This is a genomic window from Actinomadura terrae (assembly GCF_022751215.1).
Lineage (GTDB): Bacteria > Actinomycetota > Actinomycetes > Streptosporangiales > Streptosporangiaceae > Spirillospora > Spirillospora terrae.
In genome coordinates this window covers 1,927,017-1,951,565 of the sequence record NZ_JAICDG010000001.1, presented here as the reverse complement: position 1 = coordinate 1,951,565, position 24,549 = coordinate 1,927,017, and the positions used below count along the sequence as shown (strand labels likewise).

The 24,549-nt window shown below is 71.4% G+C and carries 19 protein-coding genes; 11 read left to right on the top strand and 8 right to left on the bottom strand.

Going from position 1 to position 24,549, the window contains the following annotated elements:
* The first annotated feature begins 71 nt into the window (after positions 1 to 71).
* From K2F47_RS08760 to K2F47_RS08750, 3 genes are all read left to right on the top strand, one after another.
* The gene (locus K2F47_RS08760) at positions 72 to 419 is read left to right on the top strand and encodes an MmcQ/YjbR family DNA-binding protein (protein ID WP_242902250.1); all 348 of its coding nucleotides are present in this window, start codon (positions 72 to 74) and stop codon (positions 417 to 419) included.
* A 193-nt stretch (positions 420 to 612) separates the two neighbouring features.
* Positions 613 to 1,914, top strand: coding sequence for a class I adenylate-forming enzyme family protein (locus tag K2F47_RS08755; protein WP_242902249.1), 1,302 nt, complete (start codon positions 613 to 615; stop codon positions 1,912 to 1,914).
* Positions 1,911 to 7,916, top strand: coding sequence for a type I polyketide synthase (locus K2F47_RS08750; protein ID WP_242902248.1), 6,006 nt, complete (start codon positions 1,911 to 1,913; stop codon positions 7,914 to 7,916). Before K2F47_RS08755 ends, K2F47_RS08750 begins: the two co-directional genes overlap by 4 nt.
* A 2-nt stretch (positions 7,917 to 7,918) precedes the next feature.
* Here the strand turns inward: K2F47_RS08750 and K2F47_RS08745 are convergent, their stop codons facing one another.
* Both K2F47_RS08745 and K2F47_RS08740 read right to left on the bottom strand, forming a co-directional pair.
* Positions 7,919 to 8,308 (bottom strand): hypothetical protein, encoded by a 390-nt coding sequence (locus tag K2F47_RS08745; RefSeq protein WP_242902247.1) that lies wholly within the window; start codon positions 8,306 to 8,308, stop codon positions 7,919 to 7,921.
* Positions 8,309 to 8,414: 106 nt separating this feature from the next.
* Positions 8,415 to 8,987: a TetR/AcrR family transcriptional regulator gene (locus K2F47_RS08740; RefSeq protein ID WP_242902246.1), complete on the bottom strand. Its 573-nt coding sequence runs from the start codon at positions 8,985 to 8,987 to the stop codon at positions 8,415 to 8,417.
* Between the two features lie 67 nt (positions 8,988 to 9,054).
* Here K2F47_RS08740 and K2F47_RS08735 point away from each other — a divergent pair, with 67 nt between their 5' ends.
* Positions 9,055 to 9,486, top strand: coding sequence for a nuclear transport factor 2 family protein (locus K2F47_RS08735; RefSeq protein ID WP_242902245.1), 432 nt, complete (start codon positions 9,055 to 9,057; stop codon positions 9,484 to 9,486).
* Between the two features lie 90 nt (positions 9,487 to 9,576).
* Here K2F47_RS08735 and K2F47_RS08730 read toward each other — a convergent pair whose 3' ends face one another.
* Positions 9,577 to 10,809 carry an MFS transporter gene (locus tag K2F47_RS08730; RefSeq protein WP_242902244.1) on the bottom strand — a complete coding sequence of 411 codons (1,233 nt, stop codon included), beginning with the start codon at positions 10,807 to 10,809 and terminating at the stop codon, positions 9,577 to 9,579.
* A gap of 77 nt (positions 10,810 to 10,886) precedes the next feature.
* On the opposite strand from K2F47_RS08730, the gene K2F47_RS08725 reads away from it, so the two are divergent.
* Together K2F47_RS08725 and K2F47_RS08720 are read left to right on the top strand one after the other, a co-directional pair.
* Entirely contained in the window at positions 10,887 to 11,234 is a 348-nt protein-coding gene (locus K2F47_RS08725; protein ID WP_242902243.1) for an ArsR/SmtB family transcription factor, read from the top strand.
* Positions 11,235 to 11,636: 402 nt separating this feature from the next.
* Positions 11,637 to 11,933, top strand: coding sequence for a putative quinol monooxygenase (locus tag K2F47_RS08720; protein WP_242902242.1), 297 nt, complete (start codon positions 11,637 to 11,639; stop codon positions 11,931 to 11,933).
* A gap of 2,634 nt (positions 11,934 to 14,567) precedes the next feature.
* On the opposite strand, the gene K2F47_RS08715 is transcribed toward K2F47_RS08720, so the two are convergent.
* Complete coding sequence (locus tag K2F47_RS08715) at positions 14,568 to 15,473, bottom strand: type IV toxin-antitoxin system AbiEi family antitoxin (protein WP_242902241.1); 906 nt, start codon at positions 15,471 to 15,473, stop codon at positions 14,568 to 14,570.
* A gap of 155 nt (positions 15,474 to 15,628) precedes the next feature.
* A complete protein-coding gene (locus K2F47_RS08710; RefSeq protein WP_242902240.1) occupies positions 15,629 to 16,414 on the bottom strand; it encodes an alpha/beta hydrolase in 786 nt (261 codons plus the stop codon).
* A gap of 2,140 nt (positions 16,415 to 18,554) precedes the next feature.
* Between K2F47_RS08710 and K2F47_RS08705 the strand changes: the two genes are divergently transcribed.
* Positions 18,555 to 19,208: a hypothetical protein gene (locus tag K2F47_RS08705; protein ID WP_242902239.1), complete on the top strand. Its 654-nt coding sequence runs from the start codon at positions 18,555 to 18,557 to the stop codon at positions 19,206 to 19,208.
* Here K2F47_RS08705 and K2F47_RS08700 read toward each other — a convergent pair.
* Positions 19,187 to 19,564, bottom strand: a complete 378-nt coding sequence (locus tag K2F47_RS08700) for a VOC family protein (protein WP_242902238.1) — start codon at positions 19,562 to 19,564, stop codon at positions 19,187 to 19,189. The two genes, K2F47_RS08705 and K2F47_RS08700, sit on opposite strands and share 22 nt — an antisense overlap.
* Positions 19,561 to 20,166, bottom strand: a complete 606-nt coding sequence (locus K2F47_RS08695; protein WP_242902237.1) for a TetR/AcrR family transcriptional regulator — start codon at positions 20,164 to 20,166, stop codon at positions 19,561 to 19,563. Before K2F47_RS08695 ends, K2F47_RS08700 begins: the two co-directional genes overlap by 4 nt.
* Before the next feature lie 279 nt (positions 20,167 to 20,445).
* Here K2F47_RS08695 and K2F47_RS08690 point away from each other — a divergent pair, with 279 nt between their 5' ends.
* The 4 genes from K2F47_RS08690 (at position 20,446) to K2F47_RS08675 (ending at position 23,960) form a co-directional block, all read left to right on the top strand.
* Entirely contained in the window at positions 20,446 to 21,363 is a 918-nt protein-coding gene (locus K2F47_RS08690) for an ABC transporter substrate-binding protein (RefSeq protein WP_242902236.1), read from the top strand.
* 103 nt (positions 21,364 to 21,466) lie between these two features.
* Complete coding sequence (locus K2F47_RS08685; protein WP_242902616.1) at positions 21,467 to 22,483, top strand: FecCD family ABC transporter permease; 1,017 nt, start codon at positions 21,467 to 21,469, stop codon at positions 22,481 to 22,483.
* Entirely contained in the window at positions 22,480 to 23,250 is a 771-nt protein-coding gene (locus tag K2F47_RS08680) for an ABC transporter ATP-binding protein (RefSeq protein ID WP_242902235.1), read from the top strand. The genes K2F47_RS08685 and K2F47_RS08680 overlap by 4 nt, the downstream gene beginning before the upstream one ends.
* Positions 23,247 to 23,960: an adenosylcobinamide amidohydrolase gene (locus K2F47_RS08675; RefSeq protein ID WP_242902234.1), complete on the top strand. Its 714-nt coding sequence runs from the start codon at positions 23,247 to 23,249 to the stop codon at positions 23,958 to 23,960. The genes K2F47_RS08680 and K2F47_RS08675 overlap by 4 nt, the downstream gene beginning before the upstream one ends.
* On the opposite strand, the gene K2F47_RS08670 is transcribed toward K2F47_RS08675, so the two are convergent.
* On the bottom strand, positions 23,943 to 24,527 hold the full coding sequence (locus K2F47_RS08670) for an SACE_7040 family transcriptional regulator (protein ID WP_242902233.1): 585 nt from the start codon (positions 24,525 to 24,527) through the stop codon (positions 23,943 to 23,945). The genes K2F47_RS08675 and K2F47_RS08670 overlap by 18 nt on opposite strands.
* Positions 24,528 to 24,549 lie beyond the last annotated feature (22 nt).

The window sequence follows — 24,549 nt, the reverse complement described above, 5'->3', positions numbered from 1 at the left end:
GACCTGGGGTTTGTCGGGGGCGGTGGCTAGCATCGGCTGACGGCACCCCCGGCGGCGAGAGAGGCACCGAAATGGACGTGTTGGAACGGCTCCGCGAGATGTCCCTGTCCCTTCCCGAGGCGACGGAGAAGCCCTTCGGCGGCCACACCGCGCCCTCGTTCCGGGTCCGCGACAAGCTCTTCCTGATGACGAGCGAGGACGGCCTCTCGGCGATGTTCAAGGCCGGTCCGGGGGTGCAGGAGGCCCTCGTCGCCGAGTCGCCCGAGCGGTTCTTCGTCCCGAAGTACGTGGGCAGCAAGGGCTGGGTGGGCATCCGGCTCGACGTCGACCACGACTGGGACGAGATCGGCGAACTGGTCGAGGACAGCTACCGGCTGATCGCTCCTAAACGCCTGTCCGCACTTCTCGACCAGGGTTAGCGTCCGTTCCCCTCGGCCGTCGCCGTGCCGCGCGGTGATGTCGCCGCGGCCCGCGCCGTCCGTGGGCGCCGTTCGCGGGCGCCGTACCGTGCGATTCCGGGCGGGAGCGTGATATACGAGGTACGACCAAGATCAGCGGGGCGGCCTCGCCGTGCGGCGGGCCCCCCGCGTCCTTTTCGGGGATGGACATCGGATGCGACGCCCACCGGGTCCGCAGGCGCTCGTCGACGCGGTGCGGGCGGCGGCGCGCCGGGCGCCGGGCCGTCCCGCGCTCCGGGGCGCGGGCGGCGAGATCGGCTACGGCGACCTGGCCGACCGGCTGGCCTCGCCTGACATCGGGGGCGACCGGCGGGTGCTGCGGGTGTCCGGCACCGTGGACGACGCCGTCGAGCTGCTGCGGCTGGCCTGCGGCGGGCACGACGTCCTGCTGCTCGACGCCGCCGCCACGGACTGGGAGGTCGAGCGCGCGCGTGGGCTCTTCCAGGGGGCCGGCGGCCGGCCCGGCGGCAGGGACCGGGCGCCCGTGCTCGGCCTGTGCACCTCGGGCACCACCGGCCTGCCCAAGATCGTCGACACCCCCTGGGCGGAGCTGCTCGCGAACGCGCGGGCCTGCGCGCGGGCGCTGCGGTTCGGCGAGCACGACGTCGTGTGGAGCACCGCCGCGATGCCGCACCGCATGAGCCTCGACCGGAGCCTGCTCGCCGGGCTCCTCACCGGCGCGACCGTGGTGATGCGCTCGGGCCTGCTCGGCCCGGCCGAGTTCCACCGGACGCTGCGGGACGAGCGGGTGACCGTCCTGCTCACGATCCCCTTCCTGTATCGCGGCTACATCGAGCGGCTGGCCGGCGAGCCGGACGTCGTCCAGAGCTGGGCCCTGCGCGCCTGCGTCGCGGGAGGCGAACCGCTGCCCGACGACCTGCGCGAGAGATGGCGTGCGGTGACCGGGCTCCCGCTGCTGCCCGCCTACGGCACGACCGAGGACGGCTCCTTGACACTCGGACGCGGCGACCCCGGCGAGGGGGTCGGCGCGCCGCTGGAGGGCGTCGAGCTGACGGTCGACGCGTCCGGCGAGATCATGGCCCGCCACGCGTGGGCGGACGGGACGCCGTGGCGGCGGACCGGCGACCTGGGCCGCCTCGACGACCACGGCCGCCTCCACATCACCGGGCGGCGCGGGGAGCTGATGAACATCGGCGGGCGGAGGGTCGATCCGCACGAGGTCGAGCAGGCGTTGCGGATGATCAACCGCGTCACCGACTGCGTCGTCGCGGGAACACCCGGGCCGGGCGGAGAGGAAATGGTGGCCTTCGTGGTGACCGACGGAGACGTGCCCAATGCGGAACTGCGCCGTGGCCTGGCCGCGCTGCTGTCGCCGCACAAACTCCCGCACCGTTTCGTCAGACTCTCCGAGATACCGCGCGGCCTCACCGGAAAGGCGCGCCGCGGAATGCTCGTCGCCGACCTGATGCGCCGAACCGAGACGGAAAGCCGATGAGCTGGTTCGCGACCGACACCCCCCGCTCCGGCACGCGGACGCGGCTGCTGTGCCTGCCCTACGCCGGGGGCGGCGCGAGCGCCTTCCACGGCTGGGCCGAACTCCTCCCGGACGTGGAGGTCGTGCCCGTGCGGCTGCCCGGACGCGAGGCCCGCGCCGACGAGCCGCCGACCGTCGACGTCGACGCCCTCGCCCGCGCGGCCCTGCCGCTGACCGACCGCCCGTACGCCGTGTTCGGCCACAGCATGGGCGGCCTCCTGGGGTTCGAGCTGTGCAGGCGGCTGCGGCGCCTCGGCGCTCCCCCGCCCGCGCGGCTGTTCGTGAGCGGCTCGCCCGTCCCGCACGTCCCGCTGTCGCGGCCGCGCGTCGCCGACATGCCCGACGGCGAGCTGACCGCCTGGCTGGCCGAACTGGGCGGCGCCCCGCGCGAGGTGCTGGACGACCCGGCCGTGCGCGCCGTCTGGCTTCCGATCCTGCGCTCCGACTTCGCCTTCACCGACGATTACCGCTACACGGCGGAGGCGCCGTTCGACTTTCCCGTGACCGCGTTCGCGGGCGACGCGGACGCCATGGCCGGTCCCGGTGAGATGTCCGGATGGCAGACGCACACGTCCGCGGACTTCACCCTTCGGGTTCTCCCCGGCGACCATTTCTTCCTGCATTCGGCGCGCCGGGAACTGCTCGCGTCCATCGCACGCGACCTCCGTCCGGAACCGGCGGCCGTCCCCCCGGACGAGCCGATCGCCATCATCGGAATGAGCGGGCGTTTCCCGGGGGCGCACGACCTCGACGCGTACTGGCAGAACCTGATCGGCGGGGTGGAGTCGATCCGCCGCTACACGCCGGACGAGCAGACCGCGCTCGGGGTCCCCGAGCACGTCGCGCGGCACCCGGCGTTCGTGCCCGCCGCGTCCGTCCTGGACGGCGCCGACCGCTTCGACGCGGCGTTCTTCGGCCTCACCCCGCGCGAGGCGGAGATCCGCGACCCGCAGCACCGCCTCCTCCTGGAGACCGCGCACGCCGCGCTGGAACACGCCGGATACGACCCCGGCCGGTACGCGGGCGACATCGGCCTCTACGCGGGGACGGGACGCGGCACCTACGGCTTCGAGCTGGTCCGCGCCAACCGCGCGGTGGTGGAGAGCGTCGGCACGCTGGCCGTCTCGTCCGCGAACGACCCCGACTTCCTCGCGACGTTCGTGTCGCACCGGCTGAACCTGCGCGGGCCGTCGATGACCGTCCAGACGGCGTGCTCGACGTCGCTGGTCGCGGTGCACCTGGCCGCCGAGGCGCTGCGCCGCGGCGACTGCGCCATGGCGCTGGCCGGTGCGTCCTCGATCGTGATCCCGCACGGCCACGGCTACCTGTACCAGGACGGCGGGGTCGTCTCCCCGGACGGCCGCTGCCGCCCGTTCGACGCCGACGCGCGCGGGACGATCTGGGGCAGCGGCGCCGGGGTCGTGGTCCTCAAACCGCTGTCCGCCGCGCTCGCCGACGGCGACACCGTCCACGCGGTGGTCCTCGGCTCGGCGGTCAACAACGACGGCTCCGCCAAGGACGGCTTCTCCGCGCCGGGCGTCGACGGCCAGGCCGCCGTCGCCGCGCGGGCGCTGGCCAGGGCGGGCGTCGACCCGCGGAGCGTCGGCTACGTGGAGGCGCACGGCACGGCGACCGCGCTCGGCGACCCCGTCGAGGTCGAGGCGCTCAGCCGCGCGTACGGCGCGGGCGGCGTGGACCGCGCAGGCGGGGCGGCCGTCCGTCAGTGGTGCGGGATCGGCTCGGTGAAGTCGAACATCGGGCACCTCATCAGCGCGGCGGGCGTCGCGGGGCTCATCAAGACCGTGCTCGCGCTGAACGAGGAACTGATCCCGCGCACCCTCCACTTCGAGCGGCCGAACCCCCGGATCGACTTCGCGGACGGCCCCTTCCGCGTCGTCGACACGCTGACCCCGTGGCCGCGCGGCCGGCAGCCCCGGCGCGCCGGGGTGAGCGCGTTCGGCATCGGCGGGACCAACGCGCACGTGATCGTCGAGGAGGCCCCGGCGCCGCGTCCGGCGGAGCCGCCGCGCTCGCCGTGGCAGCTGCTGCCGCTGTCGGCGAAGACGGGGGCCGCGCTCGACGACATGCTCGCGAACCTCGGCGCCCACCTGGCCTCCGACGACGGCCCGGACCTCGCCGACGTGGCCCACACCCTCCAGGTCGGACGCGCCGAACATCCGCACCGCGCCGTCGTCGTCGCCCGCGACGCGCAGGACGCGGCCCTCGCGCTGACCTCCGACCGCGTCCGCACCGGCTTCATCCAGGACACGGCCGCCACGCCCGCCTTCCTCTTCCCCGGCCAGGGCGCGCAGTACCCGGGCATGGGCAAGGGCCTCCACGGTGCGCACCCCGTCTTCCGCGCCGCCGTCGACCGGTGCGCCGACCTGCTCGAACCGCACCTGGGCCTGGACATCCGCGATCACCTCGTGGCCGCCTCCCCGCGCCCCCTCGACCGGACCGAGCTGGCGCAGCCCGCGCTGTTCACCGTCCAGTACGCGCTCGCGGAACTTCTGCGCTCGTGGGGAGTCCGGCCCGCGGCGATGCTGGGGCACAGCGTCGGCGAACTCACCGCCGCCTGCCTCGCCGGGGTCTTCGCGCTGCCCGACGCCCTCGCGCTGGTCGCCGCGCGCGGCCGCCTCATGGGCCGGATGCCCGCCGGGGCGATGCTCGCGGTACCGCTGCCCGAGGACGAGGTCGCCGCGATCCTGCCGGACGCGCTGTCGGTCGCGGCGGTCAACGGGCCCGGCGAATGCGTCGTGGCGGGGCCGACCGAAGAGGTGGAGGCGTTCGCCGCGACGCTCGCCGCGCGCCGCACACCCAGCCGGAGACTGCGCACCTCGCACGCCTTCCATTCCGCGATGATGGACCCGGTGCTGGACGAGTTCGCCGATCTGGTCGCGAAGGCGCCGCGGAACCGTCCGGACGTCCCGTTCCTGTCCTGCGTCACCGGCGACTGGATCACGCCGGAGCAGGCGACCGACCCGGCGTACTGGGCCCGCCACCTGCGCGCGCCCGTCCGCTTCGGCGCGTGCGCGGAACGCCTGCTCGGGGCCAGTGACCGGGCGGCGGTCGAGGTAGGCCCGGGGCGCACGCTGACGGAACTGTGCCGCCCGCACGGCGTCCTGCCCACCCTCCTGTCCGGGGACGAGGACGTCGCCACCCTGCTCGGCGCGGTCGGCGGGTTGTGGCTGCGCGGCGTTCCCGTCGATTGGGCCGCCGTGTCCGGACCGGGCCGCCGCCGGGTGCCGCTGCCGACCTACCCGTTCGAACGCCGCCGCTTCTGGGTGGACGCGCCGCCCGACGCCGGAACGGCACCGGAGGCGCGGCGTCCGACGGTGGACGACTGGTACGAGGTGCCGGGCTGGCGGCAGGCGGCGCCCGTCCCGCGTCCGGCCGCCGCCCTGGGTCCCTGCCTCGTGCTTCACGACGGGGACGGGCCAGGTCGGGCACTCGCGGCCCGGCTCCGCGACCGCGGCGGCGCCGTGGTGAGCGTCCTGCCCGGCCCCGGCTACGCACGCCGGGACGAGGACACGTTCACGGTCGACCCGTCCAGCCGCGAAGATCACCTCCGGGTCCTGGACGCGCTGGCCGAGGCCGACCGGACACCCGGGCGGATCATCGCCGCCTGGGGCCTGCGCCCGCCGCCCGCCCCCGCGACGCCGCCCGATCCGGCCGACGCCGACCGGACGTTCTTCGGCCTGCTCGCCCTGGCCCAGGCGCTGGCGGAGAACGCCGCGTCCCCGCTCGCGCTGGACGTCGTCACCGCGCACGCCCAGGACGTCCACGGAACGGACCTGCTCAGGCCCGAACTCGCGACGGTCGCCGGGGTGTGCCGCGTCCTCCCACAGGAGCTGCCGCACGTCACCTGCCGCCACATCGACACCGACCTCGGCGGCACGCGGACACTGGAACGGCTGGCGACAGAACTGGGCGCGGACGACGCGGTGCCCGTCGTCGCCCTGCGCAACGGACGGCGCTGGACGCCGACCATGTCGCGGGTCCGGCTGGAGCAGGCCCCGGACCTCGCCTGGCGCGACCAGGGCGTCTACCTGATCACGGGCGGGCTGGGCGGCCTCGGGATCTCGATCGCCGAACACCTCGCCCGCGAGACCCGCGCCCGCCTCGCGCTGCTCGGGCGGTCCGGCTTCCCCGACCGCGCCTCGTGGGATGCGTGGCTCGCCGAGCACGAACCCGGCGACCGGACATCCCGCGCGATCCACGCGATACGCCGGATGGAGGAGGCCGGTGCCGAGGTGGAGGTGTTCTCCGCCGACGTGACCGACCCCGCCGCGCTCCGCCAGGTCAGGGACGTGATCGCGAAGCGTTTCGGGGACGTCGAGGGCATCGTCCACGCGGCCGGTGTCCCCGGCGGCGGACTGATCGAGGTCAAGAGCGCGGACGCGGCACGGGCCGTCCTCGCCCCCAAGATCGCGGGCACGCTGGCGCTCGCCGAGGTCTTCGCCGACGCTCCCCTGGACGTCTTCGCGCTGTGCTCCTCGGTCACCGCGATCGCGGGCGGCCTCGGACAGGTGGACTACTGCGCCGCCAACGCCTTCATGGACGCCTACGCGCGCAGCCCCCGCCGCATCGCCGCCCCGGTCGTCTCGGTGAACTGGGGCGAATGGCTCGACGTCGGCATGGCGGCGGAGGTCGGCGTCCCCCATGCCCACGGGTGGACGGCGTCCGACGCGCACCCGTGGCTCACCGCGCGCCGCGACGACCCGTCCGGCCCGTCCCACTTCCGGGGCTCGATGGCGCCCGCGACCCACTGGGTGCTGGACGAGCACAGGGTGGCGGGCACATCCGTCCTCCCCGGCACGGCCCATCTCGACCTGATGCGCGCGGCCTTCCTCGCCTCGGAAAGGCGCGAAGCGGGCGCGGTGGAACTGCGCGACGTCACATTCGCCACCCCACTCTCCGTCCCCGACGGCGAAACAGTGAACATCGAGATCGTGGTAGGCGCGGGGACCGGAACACGCCGGATAACCGTCCGCAGCCTGGACGCGACCGGCCGCGCCATCGACCACGCACACGCGACAGGAATCGCGGCCGCCCCTCCCCCGGCCCCACCCCGCGACATAGAGGCCATCCGCGCCCGCTGCACGCAGGAAAACAAACCCGCAGGCGACCGAGGCGCAGTAACCCTGGGTCAGCGCTGGTCAAGCGTGGTCACGACCCACTCAGCCCCAGGCGAAACATTGGCGACCCTGTCCGCCTCGAAACTGGTCGCGACCGACGCCCTCCCCCTCCACCCCGCCCTCTTGGACGAGGCGATAGCGGCCGACGCCGACCGCCACCACGGCGATTACCTACCGGTCGGCTACGGCAGCGTCATCATCCACGGCCCGCTGCCCACCCGCATCTACAGCCACATTCGCCACCAGCCCGAAACAACAGACGGCGTGCGCGTCATGGACGTCACCGTCCTCGACGATTCCGGCACCGAAATACTGTCGATCGACAACGTGATCCTCCGCGAATTCACTGCCGACCCGCCCCGGCCCTCCGAACCCGCCGTGCCGAACGACCGCCCGGGCATCACACCGGCGGACGGCGCCGAAGCCCTGCGTCGCCTCCTGGCCGCCGACCTCGGCCCGCAGGTCGTCGTCAGCGCGGTCCCCATCGACGACATCGTCACCCGGGCACGACAGGCCGACCGCCGATCAGTGAAAGCCCGTGACGGCGTCCTGACCGCCCCGTCGGACCGCTCCGCCCTCGGCGCCTACGTCGCCCCGCGCACCGAACTGGAAGCCGCGCTCGCCGGCCTGTGGGCCGAGGTCCTCGGCGTCGACACCATCGGAGTCGAGGACGACTTCTTCGCCCTGGGCGGCTCGTCACTGGTGGCCGTGCAGCTCATCTGGCGCGCGGGCGATCTGCTGGGCGACCCGCCGTCCATGCGCTCCCTGTTCGAGGCCCCGACCATCGCCGGAATGGCGCAGGCACTCGAACGGTCACGCCCCTGACGTCAACCCGCGAGGGCGTACGCCAGGAAACCCGACACCGTGACAGAGACGACCGGGGCGACCCGGTAGCGAACAGGCAGCTTGTACTCGTCACGCCTCACACCACGACGCCATTCGTCGGCGAACTCCCGGAACAGCTTCCGCGCCGGGAACAACCCGATCGTGAGGCCGAGCCACGCGAAGGAATAGCAGACCAACATCTGCCGGACGTTCCAATGCTCCGCCTGAAGCGCCCCGACCACGACCATTCCAAGGCAGCACACCACGGACATGATGACGAACGCTGCCGTCGCCTTGCGTTCCCGCATCCACCGATCGACCGCGAGGCAAAGAAGAGAAGTGGCGAACGTTGCCATGAGCAGCAAATAGCCGAGGGGAAGCCGCGCGAGCACGGAGAATCCTTTCAAACACAAAGGTCGGCGACAGCATCACCGCCGACCCTCGATACGACCTCCACGTTAGCCGCCGCCATCGCCCCCTCGAACGACGAGGCCCGCACTAATCGCCGCTGCGGGCGGCGAGACCGTCGAAAACAATCCCGAGCGTCCGAGCGCGGACGGTCGCGTCAAGGTGAAGGTGGGCACCGGCACGCGCGATGCCGACAAGAAGCGCGTAGACCTCCTCAAGACGAACGTCCGCGCGCACCGCTCCCGCCTCCTGGGCGCGCACGAGCAGCACACCCACGGCCTCGCGCAACTCACGTGGCCTCTGGGCCGCCTTGCCCGCCGCGTCACCACCGGCGTCGGTGAACGCCTCGATGATGGCGAGCTTGCCCGCCGCGTCGTCCACCAACCGGCCGAAGAAGTCGAAGAACGCGGCCCCGGCATCATCTGCCTCGACAAGCCCCCGCGCCCGCTCGCACAGACCGTCGAAGTGCTTCACCAGAACCGCTTCCAGCAGCTCCCGCTTCGTGGGGAAATGCCGAAAGACAGTGGCGATGCCGACCCCGGCGAGCCGGGCGACCTCCTCGGTGGAGGCCGCCGAGCCGCCCCGCGCGAAGACGTCCTCCGCCACCTCCAGTATCCGGGCCCGGTTGTCCCGGGCATCGGCGCGTGTGGGTTCCATTGACATCCGAAGTCTCCACTCCATATATTCGGAGTCACCACTTCGGTACACTACCGCACAGCCGGGAGGCATCATGACGCTCAGTCCACGCGAGGTGTTCCACAAGCTCGTATGGGGGGTCGCCGAAGGCCGCTGGGACGAGTTGCCCGACCTGTACGCGGAAGAGACCCTGGTCGAGCACCCGTTCGCACCGACCGGAGACAAACCGATGCGCACCCACGAAGAACTACGCGAGCATTTCTCAGCCGGAAAGCGCCTCCCGCCCCTCCGCCAGGAACCGGCCAACATCACCGTGCACGAGACCACGGACCCCGAAGTGATCGTCGCCGAGTTCGAGTACCGGGGAACGACCGAGAACGGCGACTCGTTCCGCGTCCCCTGCATCTTCGTCCTCCGCGTCCGGGACGGCAAAATCATCGCCTCCCACGACTACATAGACCACATCTCCTCAGCCCGCCGCCGAGGCGCCCTGAACGACCTCCTGGAAAGCATCCGCACAAAATAAGCCAGCTCCCACAAAGACGACTCACCCCACCCATTTCCAGAGCCGACCTCCGGAACAAACCCGCGCGCCCACCCTCACGGCAGACGGTTATTAGACGAGGGCCCGGCGGGTGATCCACCCAAACACAACCAGCAGGAGCAGTGAGACGACGGCCGCGGCCCCGGTGAACCAACTCACAGCCGTGGTGAGGCTGACAGCGGTAGCGAGAACGCCGACCCCCATGACGGGCAACCCGACGCCCAGGTAGACGATGACGTAGAAGCTGGACAACACCTCGGCTCGACTGCCGCTCGGAGCGGCGTTGTTGACCGTGGTGAGCCCACCGAGAAACACCAGCCCGTGACCACCGCCTGCCAGCACGGTCGCCCCCAGAAGCAGCCCGAGCGAAGATTGGGCCCCCACAAGCAGATCGAGGCCCAAGGCCAACAACGGCAAACCGAACAACTGGAGGCAGCGGGCCGACCTCCCGTAACTGAGGATTTGGACGATTGCCGAGGAGGCGAGCAACAGCGCCGCGACTCCTCCGCCGAACAGCAGGTTGGCGCTGTTCGTCAGTGCGGCGACATAGGTCGGAATAAGGGTGAGAAAAAGGCCGATCACCGCGAATGCCAGGAAGTTGGCCGTCCCGCTGGTCGCGAACACCGCCCGCATCTCCATTGGCATCTCGGGCCGGCGAGGCCGCCACCGGCTCATCCCCCGCGAGTCCGGCAGCCCCATGACGGCGACGGCGGCCGGGATCAGCAACACGATCTCAACAACGAACGGCACCACGTCCGGCGCCACCGCGACATATTGGGCGAGCAACGCCGCCACAACAGGACCGAGCCCCAGCCCGCCAACAGACGCCACGGTTGAGACCAAGGCGGCCTTGCGACGACTGCCCGACGGTTCGAGTTCGCTCAACGCGGCGGTCAACGCACCCGATGCCGCACCGACAGCAAGGCCCTGCAATATCCGTGCAGCGAACAACCACCACGTGTCCGTCGCGAGCGCGAACCCCAGCGCCCCGAGCCCCGCCAGCGCGAGGGCGGGCAGGAGCACCCGGCGCCGCCCGATCGCGTCCGACAGCGGCCCGGCCACCAGCAGAGCCGGAATGAGCACGACCACGTACACGGCGAAGATCAGCGTGACAACAAAGGGCGAGAACCCGAACCGCTCTCCATAACTCCGATACAGCGGCGTAGGCAGGTTCGTCCCGGCCAGCAGGATCAGCAGCGTGTACGCCGTGGCCCAGAACCGCCACCCGCTTCCAGAACCGCTCCGCCCCGACGCCTCCCGCCTACACGAGCGCACCGCTTCCGACGCGACGAGATCGTTCGACATGCACTCCCCCTCATGTTCGGAGATCGCGAACATAACACATGTTCGCCATCTCCGAACATGCCGGATACGATGGAGACATGGCTAGCCGCACCGCGACCAGGCTTGTGCACCCGCAACGGGCCGAGCTGGAGTTCACGACCGTGATGAGCGCACTCAGCGACCCCGTCCGACTGGCGATCGTCGCTCGGCTCGCCGACGTCGAACCCGAGGGCGAACTGGCCTGCGCCACCTTCGAGCTACCGGTCAGCAAGTCCACCCAAAGCGGCCACTTCAAAACCCTGCGCGAGGCAGGAGTGATCCACCAACGAGACGAAGGCACGCGACGACTGAACCGACTACGTCGCGCCGATCTCGACGCCCGCTTCCCCGGCCTCCTGGACCTGGTCATCCCGCAAGGCCACGACATCATCACCCGCTGGCCCTGACCCCTGCCACGAACCATCACCGTGGACATCCAGTCCCTGCCATCGACGTCCAACCCCGCTGCTGCCCTCGGCCAGCTCACAAATAGGCGCTCAGGCAGACCGCGCCCAAGCCCCCAGCACTAACAACGCGTCACAACCCTGCCCGCGCGGCAGTCTCTGCTCCCCCGCCCACCATCCGCCGAATCACCTTCGGCGCCCTCACATCAGGGCGCGAGCAACCACACCAAGCCTTGAAGAAGCCATCGACCCCCGAGGCGCACTCCGCGATCCCCGCTGCCTGGTCCTGCCAAACCCAGGCTGAACGGAGCACTGGGCGGCCGAGGTCAGGCCCCGCAAGATGGACACCGTTCGCCAGCGAACGCAACACAGCACATCGACCACTGAGGACCAGGAGTCTCCGCCGTGCCGAACACCCTCACCATCGTCGCCGGTTTCGTCGCCAAGCCCGGGCAGGAGCAGCGCCTGAGGGACGAACTGAACGCGATGGTCGCACCGTCCCTGGCCGAGGAAGGCTGCCTGAGCTACCAGCCGTACGTCGACCCGAACCACCCGAACCGCATGATCATGATCGAGGAGTGGACCGACAGCGCCGCGCTCGACCACCACTTCACGCTGCCGCACTTCAAGCACGTCGCCCAGGTCTTGGAGGAGATCCTCGCCGAGCCGTTCACCCTACGCCGCCTGACCGACGCACCCTGAGCCCAGCAGCCCATGAGCCCGCTCCCACCCTCTTCCCCCGCAATGACCAGCCGACGAGGAACAACCCCCATGACCTGGGAGGCGCCGCCCAACGCCCGCCCACAAGCAGCACCCCGCCCCGACCAGCTCGCATGCGCGCTGGTTCACGGCGCGAAGGGACACGCCCCCACGCGACGCCCAAAGCCAATGGCCACGCCCCATTACAGCTGCAATGCACCAGTCGACAGAGGCCAAGGGAGACACCAGCGACCGGCGGCCAACCGGCGAATGTGCCCGAGCAGCCGCCGCCGACCACAAAGCGTCCCAGCCCAACGAGCCAGTCAGGATCGCGGCGGAAACATCAGCGCCCGACACACGACCACCTCACCACCAGCCTGAGACCCCCACGCGTCCCGCCGCAGCAGCATGCACCACACCTACCCGCCGTAACCGAGACCCGTCCCGCGCAGATAGTCCGTGGCGCGAGCAGATACGACCCCACGCCACGGCCAGCGAGCAGCGGCCAGCGAGCAGCGGCCAGCGAGCAGCAGCCATGATGCATTGCAGTCTGCAATGCATCGGTCGAAGGGGGGGCGGGCCCCCAGCGACCGGCGATCGGGTGGCCGATGTGACCCTGTTCAGCCGCTGCCGACCACAACGAGTCACAGCCCACGCGCCAGTCAGGGAGGCAGCGGGGAACACCAGCGGCGACGCACGAGAGCGCCGTCGCAAGCCTGAAGCCCGCGCATTTCATCGCGGCAGGGTGCGCCACGCCTACCCGCACGACCGGAACCCTCGAGCGCGGGTAGTCCGTGGTGCGAGCAGATATGCCACAACGCGACGCCCGCAGCCAGTGGCCATGACGCATTGCAGCCTGCGACGCACCGGTCCGGAGGGGGAACGGGCACACCAACGACCGGGGGCCGACCAGCAGATGTGCCCCGTGCGGCCGCCGCCGACCACAACGCGTCACAGCCCAACGCGCCAGCTAGGAGGACGGCGGAACACCAGCGACCGTCACATGAGCACCTCACCGCAAGCCTGAGACCTCGGCGTCCCACCGCGGCAGCATCCACCACACCTACCCGCCGTGGCTGGCAACGCCGTGCGCGGATAGTCCATGGTGCGAGCAGATACGACGCCCCGCGACACCAGCGGCCCAGCGGCCCAGCGGCCCAACGGCCCAACGGCCCAACGGCCATGGTGCATTGCAGCCTGCAATGCACCACTCGAGAGAAGACAACGAGGACACCAGCGACCAGCGACCGACTGGCCGAGGTGCCCCGTGCAGCGACCGACGACCACCACACGCCTCACACCCCCGCACGCCGCTCAGGGAGCGCGGCGGTAACACCAGCGACCGACACACGAGCACCTCGCCGCAAGCCTGAGACCTCACGCGTCCCGGCGCCACAGGATGCGCCACACCTGCCCGCCGTAGCCGAAACCCCCCGTGCGCGGGTAGTCCGTGGCGCGAGCAGATATAACGCCACGCGACGGCCACAGGCAGCGGACGGCGGACGGCGGGCTGGATGCATTGCAGCCTGCAATGCACCGGTCGGAAGAGGGCACTGGGCACGCCAGCGACCGGCGGCCAACCAGCGGATGTGCCCTGTACAGCCGCAGCCGACCACAACGCGTCACAGCCCACGCGCCAGTCAAGTCAGCGAGGCAGCGGGGACACCAACGCCTGCCCCACGAGAGCCTCGCCGCAAGCCTGAGGCCCGCGCGTTTCATCGCGGCAGGTTGCGGCGCGCGGTCCGAGGCACCTGACATGAGCGAGTGATTCATGGCGCGGCGGGAGAGGACGCCGACGTGACAGCCGCGGACGCTTGATCATGATGTGTTGCAGCCCGCATGCGCCCGTCGGGAAGCATGGTGGGACGTCAGCGACCGGCGACCAAACCGGCGCGTTGCCCTGATCGGCCGCCGCCGACGGCCGCGACACATCACAGTCCAACACGCCAGGTCGGCCCTGCTCGGCTACCGCCAGCGGCCGCGACCCACCGCAGTCCAACACGCCGGGTTGCCCTTGCCGGCCACCGCCAGCAGACGCGAGCCCCCGCAACCCAACACGATGAACTGCCCTGGCCGACCACTGCGGACGGCTACGACGCATGGCAGCCCTACACGGCAGGTTGCCCTGGTCGGCTAGCGCCAGCGGCCACGACGCGTTGCCCGACGCGGCAGATTGCCTTGTTCGGCCGCCGCTATGGGTCATGACGTGTTGCAGCCCGGCGCGCTGGCTGGGGAGGGCGGCGGGGACGTCGGCGACCGGGTGATGTGTCTTGGGCGCCTCCCTGAGTAAGCGGGCTCGCAGTGTCGCGAGCAGTTGGTCGGTCTCTGGGCTTCGGGTCCGGTGTCGGGCTGTGGGAGTCCAGCCGGGACGGCCAGTACGCCTTGTGCACTCGCTGGGCTAGGGGGCCTCGGCTGTATCGCGAGCGGTTGATGGCGCCTCGGCCCGGACCAGGTGGCGGAGCAAACGAGGCGAGCGGGGGCGGTAGATGTGGTTGTGCGCTCCTTGCGTTGACGGGCCTCGTTGTATCGCGGGTGGTTGTGGGTTCCTGGTATGGGCGGGCGGCGGGGGCAGGGGACGGCGATGGTGGGAGAGGCGGCTTCGCTGACTTTCGACCGTTGGTCGTCTTGCGGTGGCGGTCAGTGGCGGCGGGTGCGGGTGGACAGGTGGGCGGCGATCTTCTCCATCGTGGCGTCGGCGGGTTTCCAGCCGTGTGTCAGTAGCGCGGTCAGTAAGGCTTCGAGGTAGGGGCCGGGGCGGGATAAGAAGTCCTTGGTGACGGGGATGATCTCCCAGCCCTGTTCCTTCGCCAGCCATCGGCGGCGGCGGTCGTCGTGGGCGCGGGCTGTGGGGCCGGTGTGGTGGCGTTCGCCGTCGTATTCCATTCCTACGTGGAACTCCGGGTAGCCGAGATCGACGTAGAACCATCGGCCTTGTGGCCCTGGGACCGGCACTTGGGTGGACGGGTGGGGAAAGCCCGCCCGCATGATCGCGGCCCGTGTCCAGCTCTCACCGGGTGAGGCCGCGCCGGGGTCGCCGATACGCAGGATCTCTCGCAGTCGTTTGTTACCCCGGTAACCAGGTAGGCCGCGCGCCATTGCGGTGAGTTCCGCCGCCTTTACACCCAGACGGAGGAACTGGTCCAAGGCGGCGACCGCCTCGGGACGGGGAAGCCAGCGGGCACAGTCCAGTGCCGTTCTGGGAGGGCTGGTGAGGCGGACGCCTGCCTTCTCACGGACGTGTTCGGGCGGCAGGTCTACGTGGTCCGCGGTGACTGGGGGGTGTGTGGGGTCCTGGGGCGGGCCGGGAGTGATCAGCTCGACCGCCCAGTCGGCTTCGTTGACGCCCGGTGGGAGGACGTCCAATCCCCAGATCCACGCCGCCGCGCGACGGGCGACGACGGCCTCCTCCGGTAATAGCTCGCTGAGCGTTCTAGCCCGCGCCATGAGGGAAGCGCCCATCGGCGAAGCGACGGGGATTCCGGGACCGGTGGGGGTGATCGACCCGTCGGTGTCCCGCGTCCAGGAGAGTGTGGGTGCGTCCATGGCCTTGATGATGGTGGGACACGGACGTCCCCCGGAAGAGGGTCGTGACAATGTGGATAACTCTGTGTTCTTGCAGGTCAAGAGCCTGTCGACTATGCCGTGACCCTGGTCGGCAGAGACTCGGGGACCGGGTTGTCCGCATTGCCCGACCTCGGTCAGCGAGCGGATCGAGGGCGTGCGGTGGCTGCGGAGGTCCAGGCACCGATGCGCTTGATCAAGTCTGGGGAGGCGGCCGTCTCCGCGTGTCCGAACTCCGGTTCGATCCACAGCTCGCGCGGGTCGTGGGCCGCGTCGTGGAGCTGGTGGGCGTGGTCGAGGGGGAAGAACGGGTCCGCGTCACCGTGGACGATCAGGAGCGGCGTCGGTGCGATCCGTCCGGCTACCTCGTGAGGTGCCTCGGGTACGGGGTCCCATCCCTTGGCCGCGATCCGGGTGCCCCTGGCAAGCCGCACCATCAGCCGTCCCACCCGCTTTTCAATCACCCAGTGGACGCGCCGCATCGGAACCGTCTCGCGGTAGTACCAGCGAGCGGGCGCGCTGACCGTGACCACGGCATCGACGCCGCCGTACAGCGCCGCATACCGGATGGCCACCGCACCGCCCAGGGAGAATCCCGTGAGGGCTATCCGCTTGTAACCGCGACGGCGGGCCGCCGCCACCGCCGCCTCGATGTCCAGAACCTCCTTGTCGCCGACGGTCGAATGCCCGCCGGATCGTCCGTGGCCGCGGAAATCGAGCCCGACCACCCCTCCGAAGCGGTTGAGGACGGCCGCGATGCGCCGGAGCGCTGGTTGCCGCCACGAGCAGGTGAATCCGTGCGCGAGGACGAAGCACAGCTCGGACCCGCCGCGTAGATGTCCCGCGTCGATCCGGACGTCGTCCGCGGTGTAGAGGGTGAGGGGCTCCAGAGACTGCACACATCCATGATGGAGCATCGCCATTCGGGATGTTTCGCCCAGGTCGGACTAACCGAGCGTGCCGTCATATGCCCGCCTGGGGCTTTGGTCCTTTACTGGGGCTGAACAGTGTTGTCACTGGGTAGATAGCTGAACGTGTCGGAACGGCTGGCAGTTCGGCGGGCCCGGAAGTCAGGCCGATTGGTATGAGCGGCCCGGAACGCGCGCTCCGTGCGAAAGGTCCGAAAAAGCTGCCCGCCACGGCACGCCGGGGCGGACGGGAGGTCGAGACCTGCGCGGACGACGGCCCTGTGAGACCTGCGGGCCAACTTGCTGGGCAGCGCAAGGCCCGGAAGGTAGGTAAGCCCCCTAGAGGAAAGGCGTCGCAGAGCGACGGCGAATCGGCCGCTGAAGTCCCTCCTGAAGCGGGCTCGGCCGCTAACGGCGCGGGGAGTGGAGGAGCCGCCTCTGGGGCGACGCCGACTCCTGCCCGTGTGGGTCGCTCCACACGAGGAAACCGACCCCAGCGCGGGCGCGACGCCGTTCCAGTGCGGAAGGATCGGCCGGCGGGTGAGGACAACGCCGTCCGCAAAGGCAAGCCCCCGCGCAAACCACATGCTGCGCCCGGGGAGGCGGCCCGGCACGAAGCTGGGCGCCCACGCAAGAACGGCACCTCGCGCAAGGGCCAGGCCATAGGTGGGGGTAGGCCCTCGCGTAAGGAGGGGTCTGCACAGGAGGACGGGGGTCGACGCGAGGCCGGGGCCGCGCATGGGAAGAGCGCCGCACGTAAGGGCGCCGTCCCGCTTAAGGACGCGGCGGCGCCCAGAAGTGAGGCCGTCCAGGGAAACGGCGCCCCGCGGGAAAGCGCGTCCGACCGTGTGAGTGAGGCCGTCCGCGAACGCGGAGGCGAGCGGGAGGGTGAGCCAACGCTGGAGGGCGGGGCCGCTCGGAAGGACAGCACCGCGGGAGAAAGCCACGTCACCCGCCGAAACGGCAGCCCACGGGGAAAGCCGTCCGCATCTGAGAGGGCGGGCGACCGCGAACGTGGACGCGCGCACAAAGGCGAGCCAGCACGCGTGGGGGGTGCCGCAGGAGGGAGCCATGTCGTCCGCGAGGGCGGTGATCCGCGCGGGAACGCGTCCATGCGTGAGGGCGAGGGGGGTCGCGAACGCGGAGGGGCGCGTGGAGGTGGGTCCGCGCGCGGGGGTGGGGCTGTTCGGACGAGCGGTGCCGTAGGGGGCGGGCGTGTCGTCCGGGAGGACGGTGGTGGGCGTGGGAAGGCGTCCGTCCTTGCGCAGGAGGGGGGTCGTGGGCGTGGGGGTGGGGCGGCGCGCGGGGGCGGGGGTGCTCGGGCGAGGGGTGTCGCATCTGGAAGGCGGGGTGTTCGCGAGGACGAGGGGCTGAAGGGACGTGGTACTGGGGCGGGCGAGGGGGGCGCGCTTCGGGGCGACGCACGGAATGGTGCTGGGAATGGGGGCATTCGGGAGGGTGATGTTTCGCCTCGGAAGGGCGCTTTGCATGGAGGTTCGGCTATTGCTGCGGGCTCTGCCGTGCAGAGGGAGGGCGGTTCTGAGGGTGAGGACGGGGATACGCGCGGAGGTGGGCCCAGGACCGGGAGTGGTGCTGAACGAGCGGGCGTCGCGCGGGCGAAAAGCGTTGCGCGTGTGGGCGAAGCCACGGAACCGGGCGAAGTGCTCTGCCCGGGCGAGGGCGTGGGTGGGGACGAGCGGTGGGGTGGGGGTGGTTCGGGCGGGGACGGTGCTTGGGGGGAAGGGGCGGCTGGTTGTGATGCCGGTTCTCGCGGGGACGTTCTTGAGGGTGGTGGTCTGTGGGAGGACGGGAGTGGGCTTGAGAGCGTGGTGTCCCACGGGGACGGGGTGGTGCAGCATGGGGCGGGGGTTGCGGGGGGTCGTCGTAGGAGGCCGGTGCTTGGTGGGGGGTATGCGTGGCTGGCCATGATTGCTTCTGCGCAGGCTCATGATCGGGCTGCCGCGTTGCTGGAGGGGATGGCGGAGGCGCATCCCGAGGAGGCCGAGGCGCATCAGCGGTCGGCCGCGCGGCATCGGTGGTGGGCGGCCCACGATCGGGAGCTCGCGGACGAGTACCCGCCGGAAGAGCGGCTTTGAAGCCGGGGGACGAGGCCGGGCAAGGTTGCGAGAGTCCTATCGGGAGAGGTGGCAGCGTCGTGGGGTTGGAGAATCTGGAGGGGACCCGCCGTGCTCTGCACGGGGTGGCGGAACTGGTGCTCGCCGGGCCGCAGTACAGGGAGAGCGGGACGATCCGGCTCAGGGTGGTCCAGGGTGGGTTCGAGACGGTGCGGGCACCGGCGCTGCGGGTCAATGTGACGGAACTGGTCGCGGGTGATCGGGCGATTCCCCTCAATGGGACGACATGTCGGGAACTCGCCACGGCGGCGGGCGTCGAGGCGGGTGGGCCCGAGGGGCTCTACGGGGACACCAGCGGGGTCGGGCCGGACGACACGCTCGGGGTGGACGGGGCGGCCGCCGCGCACATCGTGGAGTCGTTCGCGCGGGGGCAGGAGGCTCTGCTGCGGTTCGCGCCCGCGGAAGAACCGGTGCTCTGGCCCGAGCACTTCGACCTCGGCATCACCGTGGACGAGGTCAACTACGGCGTATCGGCCGGTGACAGTTATCTGGCCGAGCCCTATGTCTATGTGGCGCCGTGGGAACCGCGCGAGGGCACTTTTTGGGACGCGCCGTTCGGCGCGACGCGTCCCGTGAGGCGGATGAGGGACGCGGCGGAGCTGCACGGCTTCCTGGTGGAGGGGAGGGAGCGGGCCTCACGTGATCCCCGCTCTCAGGGCGAGATCAGTTCGTAGAGGTTGCCGCTGGAGTCGGAGAAGTAGACGCCCCGTCCGCCCAGGGGGTGGGCGGGGTCGATCTTGCCGTTGTCCGGGCGGGCGGGGTTGTCGCCGTAGGGGATCTCGCGGTCGTCGAGGCGCCCGAGGACGGTGTCGAAGGTCGTGGCGTCCACGTCGAAGGCCAGGTGGTGGCCCTGCGGGAAGGCCACCGTCAGGAAGTCGAGGGTCAGCGCGTCGTTCACCTTGATAGGGACGAAGTGGCGCGCATGGGGGTGCGGGCCGGTGTAGTCGAGGCCCATGACACCGGCGAAGAAGCGCGCGGCCTCGTCGTTGTCGGCGGCGGGAACTATCGTGTGGTTCAGCGTGATCGTCATTCGGGGGCTCCTTCCTTGAGCGCGCCGTGCAGGAAGACGTCCAGGGTGTCTTCCAGGGTGGGGCTCGGCGCGTCGGGTCCGGCGGGGGGACGGGCGCGGGTGAACGCCATGCCCATGAACATGCCCGCGACCTGGTCGGGGGGCAGGCGGAGGCGGTCGCGTTCGGGTTCGAAGAGTTCGGCCAGGGCGTCGCGAGTGCGGGTCATGGCGTTGTCGCGCTCGCCGGGCGGGTGGGCGCCGCGGCCGCCGCCGACGCGGCCGGTGGCGTGCAGGGCGCCGATGACCATGCCCATGCGGGCGAGGTAGGCCTCGATCGCGGCGGACGCCTCGGCGAGGCGGGCGGCCAGCGGCTGGTCGAGCGGGATCTCCGCGATCTCGGCCAGGACGTGGTCGCTGCGCACGGCCTCGGCCACGCAGGCGTCGAGGAGTTCGTCCTTGTCGGCGAACACGCGGAAGATCGTCGCCTCGCCGATGCCCGCCGTGCGGGCGATCTGGCCGGTGGTGACGGCGGCGCCGTGCTCGGCGACGAGGGGCAGGGCGGTCCGGATGATCATTTCGCGGCGCTGTTCGGGGCTCATCCCGGGGGCTCGGCGTCGGGTCATGCCGTCCACGGTACGGAGTGAGTACTCACTCCGTCAAGTATGGAGTGAGCACTCACTCCGAAGTGCGAGGCGGAACCGGACTCCGCTGCTGATAACGTTGCGGATCGAGCGCGCCCAGGAGCGAAGTCCGGTGCGATCCCGGCGCTGTCCCGCAACTGTGGTGCCCCTCCCCCGAGTGGCCGAGCCAGGTCGCCTCCTCCGCGCGCCGACGAACGTCGACCTCGTGGAAGGGCGATCCGTCATGGACGGGCGCGGCTTCCCGGCATCCAGGAGGCTCCAGTGAGACCCGTACGTGCCCTCGGCGCGGCCCTCGTCATCGGCCTGGTGACGCTCGCGGCCGGATGCGGCGACGACGATTCGCCGTCGGAGGGCAAGGGCGGCGGCGCGTCCGTCACCGTGCAGGCCGCGAACGGCGCGGTGACCGTCCCGGAGAAGCCGAAGCGGATCGTGTCGCTGTCCCCCACGCACACCGAGACGCTGTTCGCCATCGGCGCCGGATCGCAGGTCGTGGCGGTCGACGGCTACTCCAACTACCCGGCCAACGCGCCCCGGACGAAGCTGTCGAGCTTCAAGCCGAACGCCGAGGCGGTCATCGGGTACAAGCCCGACCTCGTGGTCGTGTCCGACGACATGGACGGCATCGTCGCGGCGCTGGAGAAGATCAAGGTGCCGGTCCTGTTCGAGCCGTCGGCCAAGACCCTGGACGAGGCGTACGACGAGATCAACGACCTCGGCCGGGCGACCGGGCACGCGGCCGAGGCGACGAAGCTCTCCGGCGACATGCGGACGAGCATCCAGCAGACGGTGTCGACGTCGTCCCAGGGCAAGGGCCGCAGCTACTACCACGAGCTGGACAACCAGCTCCACACGGCGACGTCCAAGACCTTCCTCGGGCAGGTGTACGGCCTGTTCGGCCTGCGCAACATCGCCGACCAGGCGGAGAAGGCGAGCGGCGGGTACCCGCAGCTGTCCCGGGAGGTCCTCCTCAAGCAGGACCCCGACCTGATCTTCCTCGCCGACACCAAGTGCTGCGGCCAGAGCGCCGCCGCGGTCGCCAAGCGTCCCGGATTCCAGGCGTTGAAGGCCGTCAAGGGGCAGGGCGTGGTCGCGCTGGACGACGACATCGCCTCGCGCTGGGGCCCGCGCCTTCCCCAGTTCGTCAAGGCGATCGGCGACGCGGTCCAGAGGACGCGGTGACGGACGTCGTGCCGGACGTCCGGCGGTGAGCGCCGCGCCGCGTCCCGCCACGTCCCGTCCCGATCCCGGCGACCCGCCCTCGAACCGGAACCAGGCGGCGCGGCTGCGGGCCGTGCCGCTCGCGGTCGCGGTGACGCTGCTCGCGGCGACGCTGCTGGCCGGGCTACTGGTGGGGGCGGCGGACCTTCCGGCGCTCGGGGTGCTGAAGGCGCTCGCCGACCGGCTGCCGTTCGTGCACGTCGACTCGGGCCTCGGGGTCATCGAGGAGAACATCCTCTTCGAGCTGCGGGTGCCGAGGGCGCTGATGGCGGCGCTGGTCGGCGGGATGCTGGCGCTGGCGGGGGCGGGTTACCAGGGCGTGTTCCGCAACCCGCTGGCCGACCCGTACCTGCTCGGCGCGGCGGCGGGCGCCGGGGTCGGGGCGACGCTGGTGATCGTGCTGGTGCCGGGCGACCCGGGGTACGGGGTGCCGCTGGCGGCGTTCGTCGGTGCGATCTCCGGGGTCTTCCTCGCCTACGCGCTGGGCAGCACGGCGGGCCAGGGGAACGGCGTGGCGACGCTGGTGCTGGCGGGGGTCGCGGTGTCGTCGTTCCTGGCGGCGGTGCAGACGTTCCTCCAGCAGATGAAGGCGGAGGAGTTGCAGCGGATCTTCTCCTGGATCCTCGGCGGCGTCGGCTCGGCGGACTGGCACCAGCTCGCGCTGGTCGCGCCGTACTCGCTGGTGTCGACGGTGGTGCTGCTGACGCACGGGCGGCTGCTGGACGTGCTGAGCGTCGGCGACGACGAGGCGGCCGCGCTCGGCCTGTCGGCGCCGCGGGTGCGGCTGACGGTGCTGGTCGCGGCGTCGCTGGCGACGGCGTGCGCGGTCGCGGTGAGCGGTCTGATCGGGTTCGTCGGGATCGTGGTGCCGCACGCGGTACGGCGGCTCGCGGGCGGCTCGTACCGGATCGTCCTGCCGCTGTCACTGCTCGGCGGCGCGGCGTTCCTGGAGCTGGCCGACCTGGTGGCGCGGACGGTGATCAAGCCGGGTGAGCTGCCGCTGGGCGTCGTCACGGCGTTCGTCGGTGGACCGTTCTTCGTCCTGGTGCTGCGCGCGAGCCGCCGGCAGGTGGAGACGTGACGGTCGAGGTGCGGGGCCTGGACGTGGCGCTCGGCGGCCGTCCCGTGCTCAGGAAGGTGTCGCTGGACGTGCCCGCCGGGTCCTGGACGGCGATCATCGGCCCGAACGGCGCGGGCAAGTCGACGCTGCTGCGCGCCGTCCTCGGGCTGCTGCCGTCGGACGGCGAGATCAGCGTGGCGGGCTCGGACCTCGGACGGCTGAAGCCGCGTCAGCGCGCGAAAGTGGTGGCCTACGCGCCACAGAACCCGAGCCTTCCGGTGGGCATGTCGGTGTTCGACTACACGCTCCTCGGCCGCTCCCCCTACATCCCCCACCTCGGCCGGGAGAGCGCGCGCGACCGGGCCGTCGCGGCGGAGGTGCTCGACCGGCTCGACCTCGCGGGCCTGGCGAGCCGTCCCATGAACCACCTGTCGGGCGGTGAGCGGCAGCGCGTGGTGCTGGCGCGCGCGCTGGCGCAGCAGACGTCGGTGCTGCTGCTCGACGAGCCGACCACCGCGCTCGACATCGGCCACCAGCAGCAGGTGATGGAGCTGGTCGACCAGCTCCGCCTCTCCGACGAGCTGACGGTGGTGACGACGATCCACGACCTGACGCTCGCCGGGCAGTACGCCGACGATCTGGTGCTCCTGTCCGCCGGACGCGTCGCCGCCGCCGGGACGCCCGCCGAGGTGCTGACCCGCGAGGCGCTGGAGGAGCATTTCGACGCGCGCGTGCGGGTCCTCCCCGGGCCCGACGGGCGCCCCATCCTCTCCCTGGAGCGGCCATGAGACTCGAACTGGTGTGGCGGGACGAGGACGGCACCCGGCTCGCGGCCACCCTCTGGCGGGCGGGCCCCGGCCGCCGGACGATCTCCTCGGCCATGCTCGGCGGCGGCATAGGCGAAACGTCCTGGGTGCTGAACGCGCAGGTCGCGGGCACGTACTCGCGCCTCGACCCGGTGGCGCACCTCGGCGAGCTGGCGGCGTCCCACGGGCTGGTCGGCCCGGGCGTCGGCATGCTGACCGCCGCGTCCGTCGACCGGACCATGCGGCGGGACGACCGGGGCGTCCACGTCTCGGCGACCGTGGGGCTGCGGGTCCCGACCTGGGCCGCCTCCCCCGAGGGCGCGCCCGACCCCGAACTGGCGCCCATCCACGGGAACGCCCTCCCGGCGCCCGTTCCGGCTCCGGCGCCGCGTCCAGGAACCATCAACATCGTCGTCGCGGTTCCGGTCGCGCTGAGCGATGCCGCGCTGGTGAACGCGGTCGTCACCGCGACCGAGGCGAAGACGCAGGCGCTCCTCGAAGCGGGTTTCCCATGCACGGGCACCGCGTCCGACGCGATCTGCGTGTCCGCGCCGACAAAGGGCGAGCAGGAACCGTTCGCGGGCCCGCGCTCGACCTGGGGTTCACGGATCGCCCGCGCCGTGCACGCCGCCGTCCACGCGGGCGCGCTCGACTACGCCGAACAATTGCGCGCCTCAGAAAGGCGCCTCTAGCGCATTCCGCGCCATCGCGTGCAGCAGACCCGCCATGTCGGCCCGATCGAGGCCGGTGGCGCTGCGGGGCGTGGAGTTGAGAAGCCCGAAACAGGCGTGGACGGCTGCACGCGTCGAATCGTCCGGCAGGCCGGGACGCAGCCGGCGCAGCACCGCCACCCATTCCTCCACATAGGCGCGCTGCAGCCGACGCACGCGATGCCGCTCCGGCTCGGGCACGTTGTCCAGCTCCCGCTCGTGGACGGTGATCAAAGCGGGGTTGTCCAGCGCGAACGCGATGTGCCAGCGCAGCAGCGAGTCGAGCGCCCGCCCCGGATCGGCGATGGCCGCGCGCCGCAGCCCCTCCGCGAGGAGGCGCTCGCTGATGTCCAGCAGCATCTCGGCGAGCACGGCCTCCTTGCCGCTGAAGTGCCGGTACAGGGCGGGCCCGGTGAGCCCGACGGCACGCCCGAGGTCGCCGATCGAGGCCCCGTGGTAGCCCCGCCGCGCGAACAGCTCGGCCGCCGCGGCGAGGATCTCCGCGCGGCGCGGGTTCGCGACGTCGGCGCCGGCGGGCTGGGTGGTCATGGACGCAGTCTAGACTAGGCTT

Coding starts and splice junctions, on each gene's coding strand:
- K2F47_RS08760 (WP_242902250.1), top strand. CDS start 72: ATGGACGTGTTGGAACGGCTCCGCGAGATGTCCCTGTCCCTTCCCGAG.
- K2F47_RS08755 (WP_242902249.1), top strand. CDS start 613: ATGCGACGCCCACCGGGTCCGCAGGCGCTCGTCGACGCGGTGCGGGCG.
- K2F47_RS08750 (WP_242902248.1), top strand. CDS start 1,911: ATGAGCTGGTTCGCGACCGACACCCCCCGCTCCGGCACGCGGACGCGG.
- K2F47_RS08740 (WP_242902246.1), bottom strand. CDS start 8,987: ATGTCAATGGAACCCACACGCGCCGATGCCCGGGACAACCGGGCCCGG.
- K2F47_RS08735 (WP_242902245.1), top strand. CDS start 9,055: ATGACGCTCAGTCCACGCGAGGTGTTCCACAAGCTCGTATGGGGGGTC.
- K2F47_RS08730 (WP_242902244.1), bottom strand. CDS start 10,809: ATGTCGAACGATCTCGTCGCGTCGGAAGCGGTGCGCTCGTGTAGGCGG.
- K2F47_RS08725 (WP_242902243.1), top strand. CDS start 10,887: ATGGCTAGCCGCACCGCGACCAGGCTTGTGCACCCGCAACGGGCCGAG.
- K2F47_RS08715 (WP_242902241.1), bottom strand. CDS start 15,473: ATGGACGCACCCACACTCTCCTGGACGCGGGACACCGACGGGTCGATC.
- K2F47_RS08710 (WP_242902240.1), bottom strand. CDS start 16,414: ATGGCGATGCTCCATCATGGATGTGTGCAGTCTCTGGAGCCCCTCACC.
- K2F47_RS08700 (WP_242902238.1), bottom strand. CDS start 19,564: ATGACGATCACGCTGAACCACACGATAGTTCCCGCCGCCGACAACGAC.
- K2F47_RS08695 (WP_242902237.1), bottom strand. CDS start 20,166: ATGACCCGACGCCGAGCCCCCGGGATGAGCCCCGAACAGCGCCGCGAA.
- K2F47_RS08675 (WP_242902234.1), top strand. CDS start 23,247: ATGAGACTCGAACTGGTGTGGCGGGACGAGGACGGCACCCGGCTCGCG.
- K2F47_RS08670 (WP_242902233.1), bottom strand. CDS start 24,527: ATGACCACCCAGCCCGCCGGCGCCGACGTCGCGAACCCGCGCCGCGCG.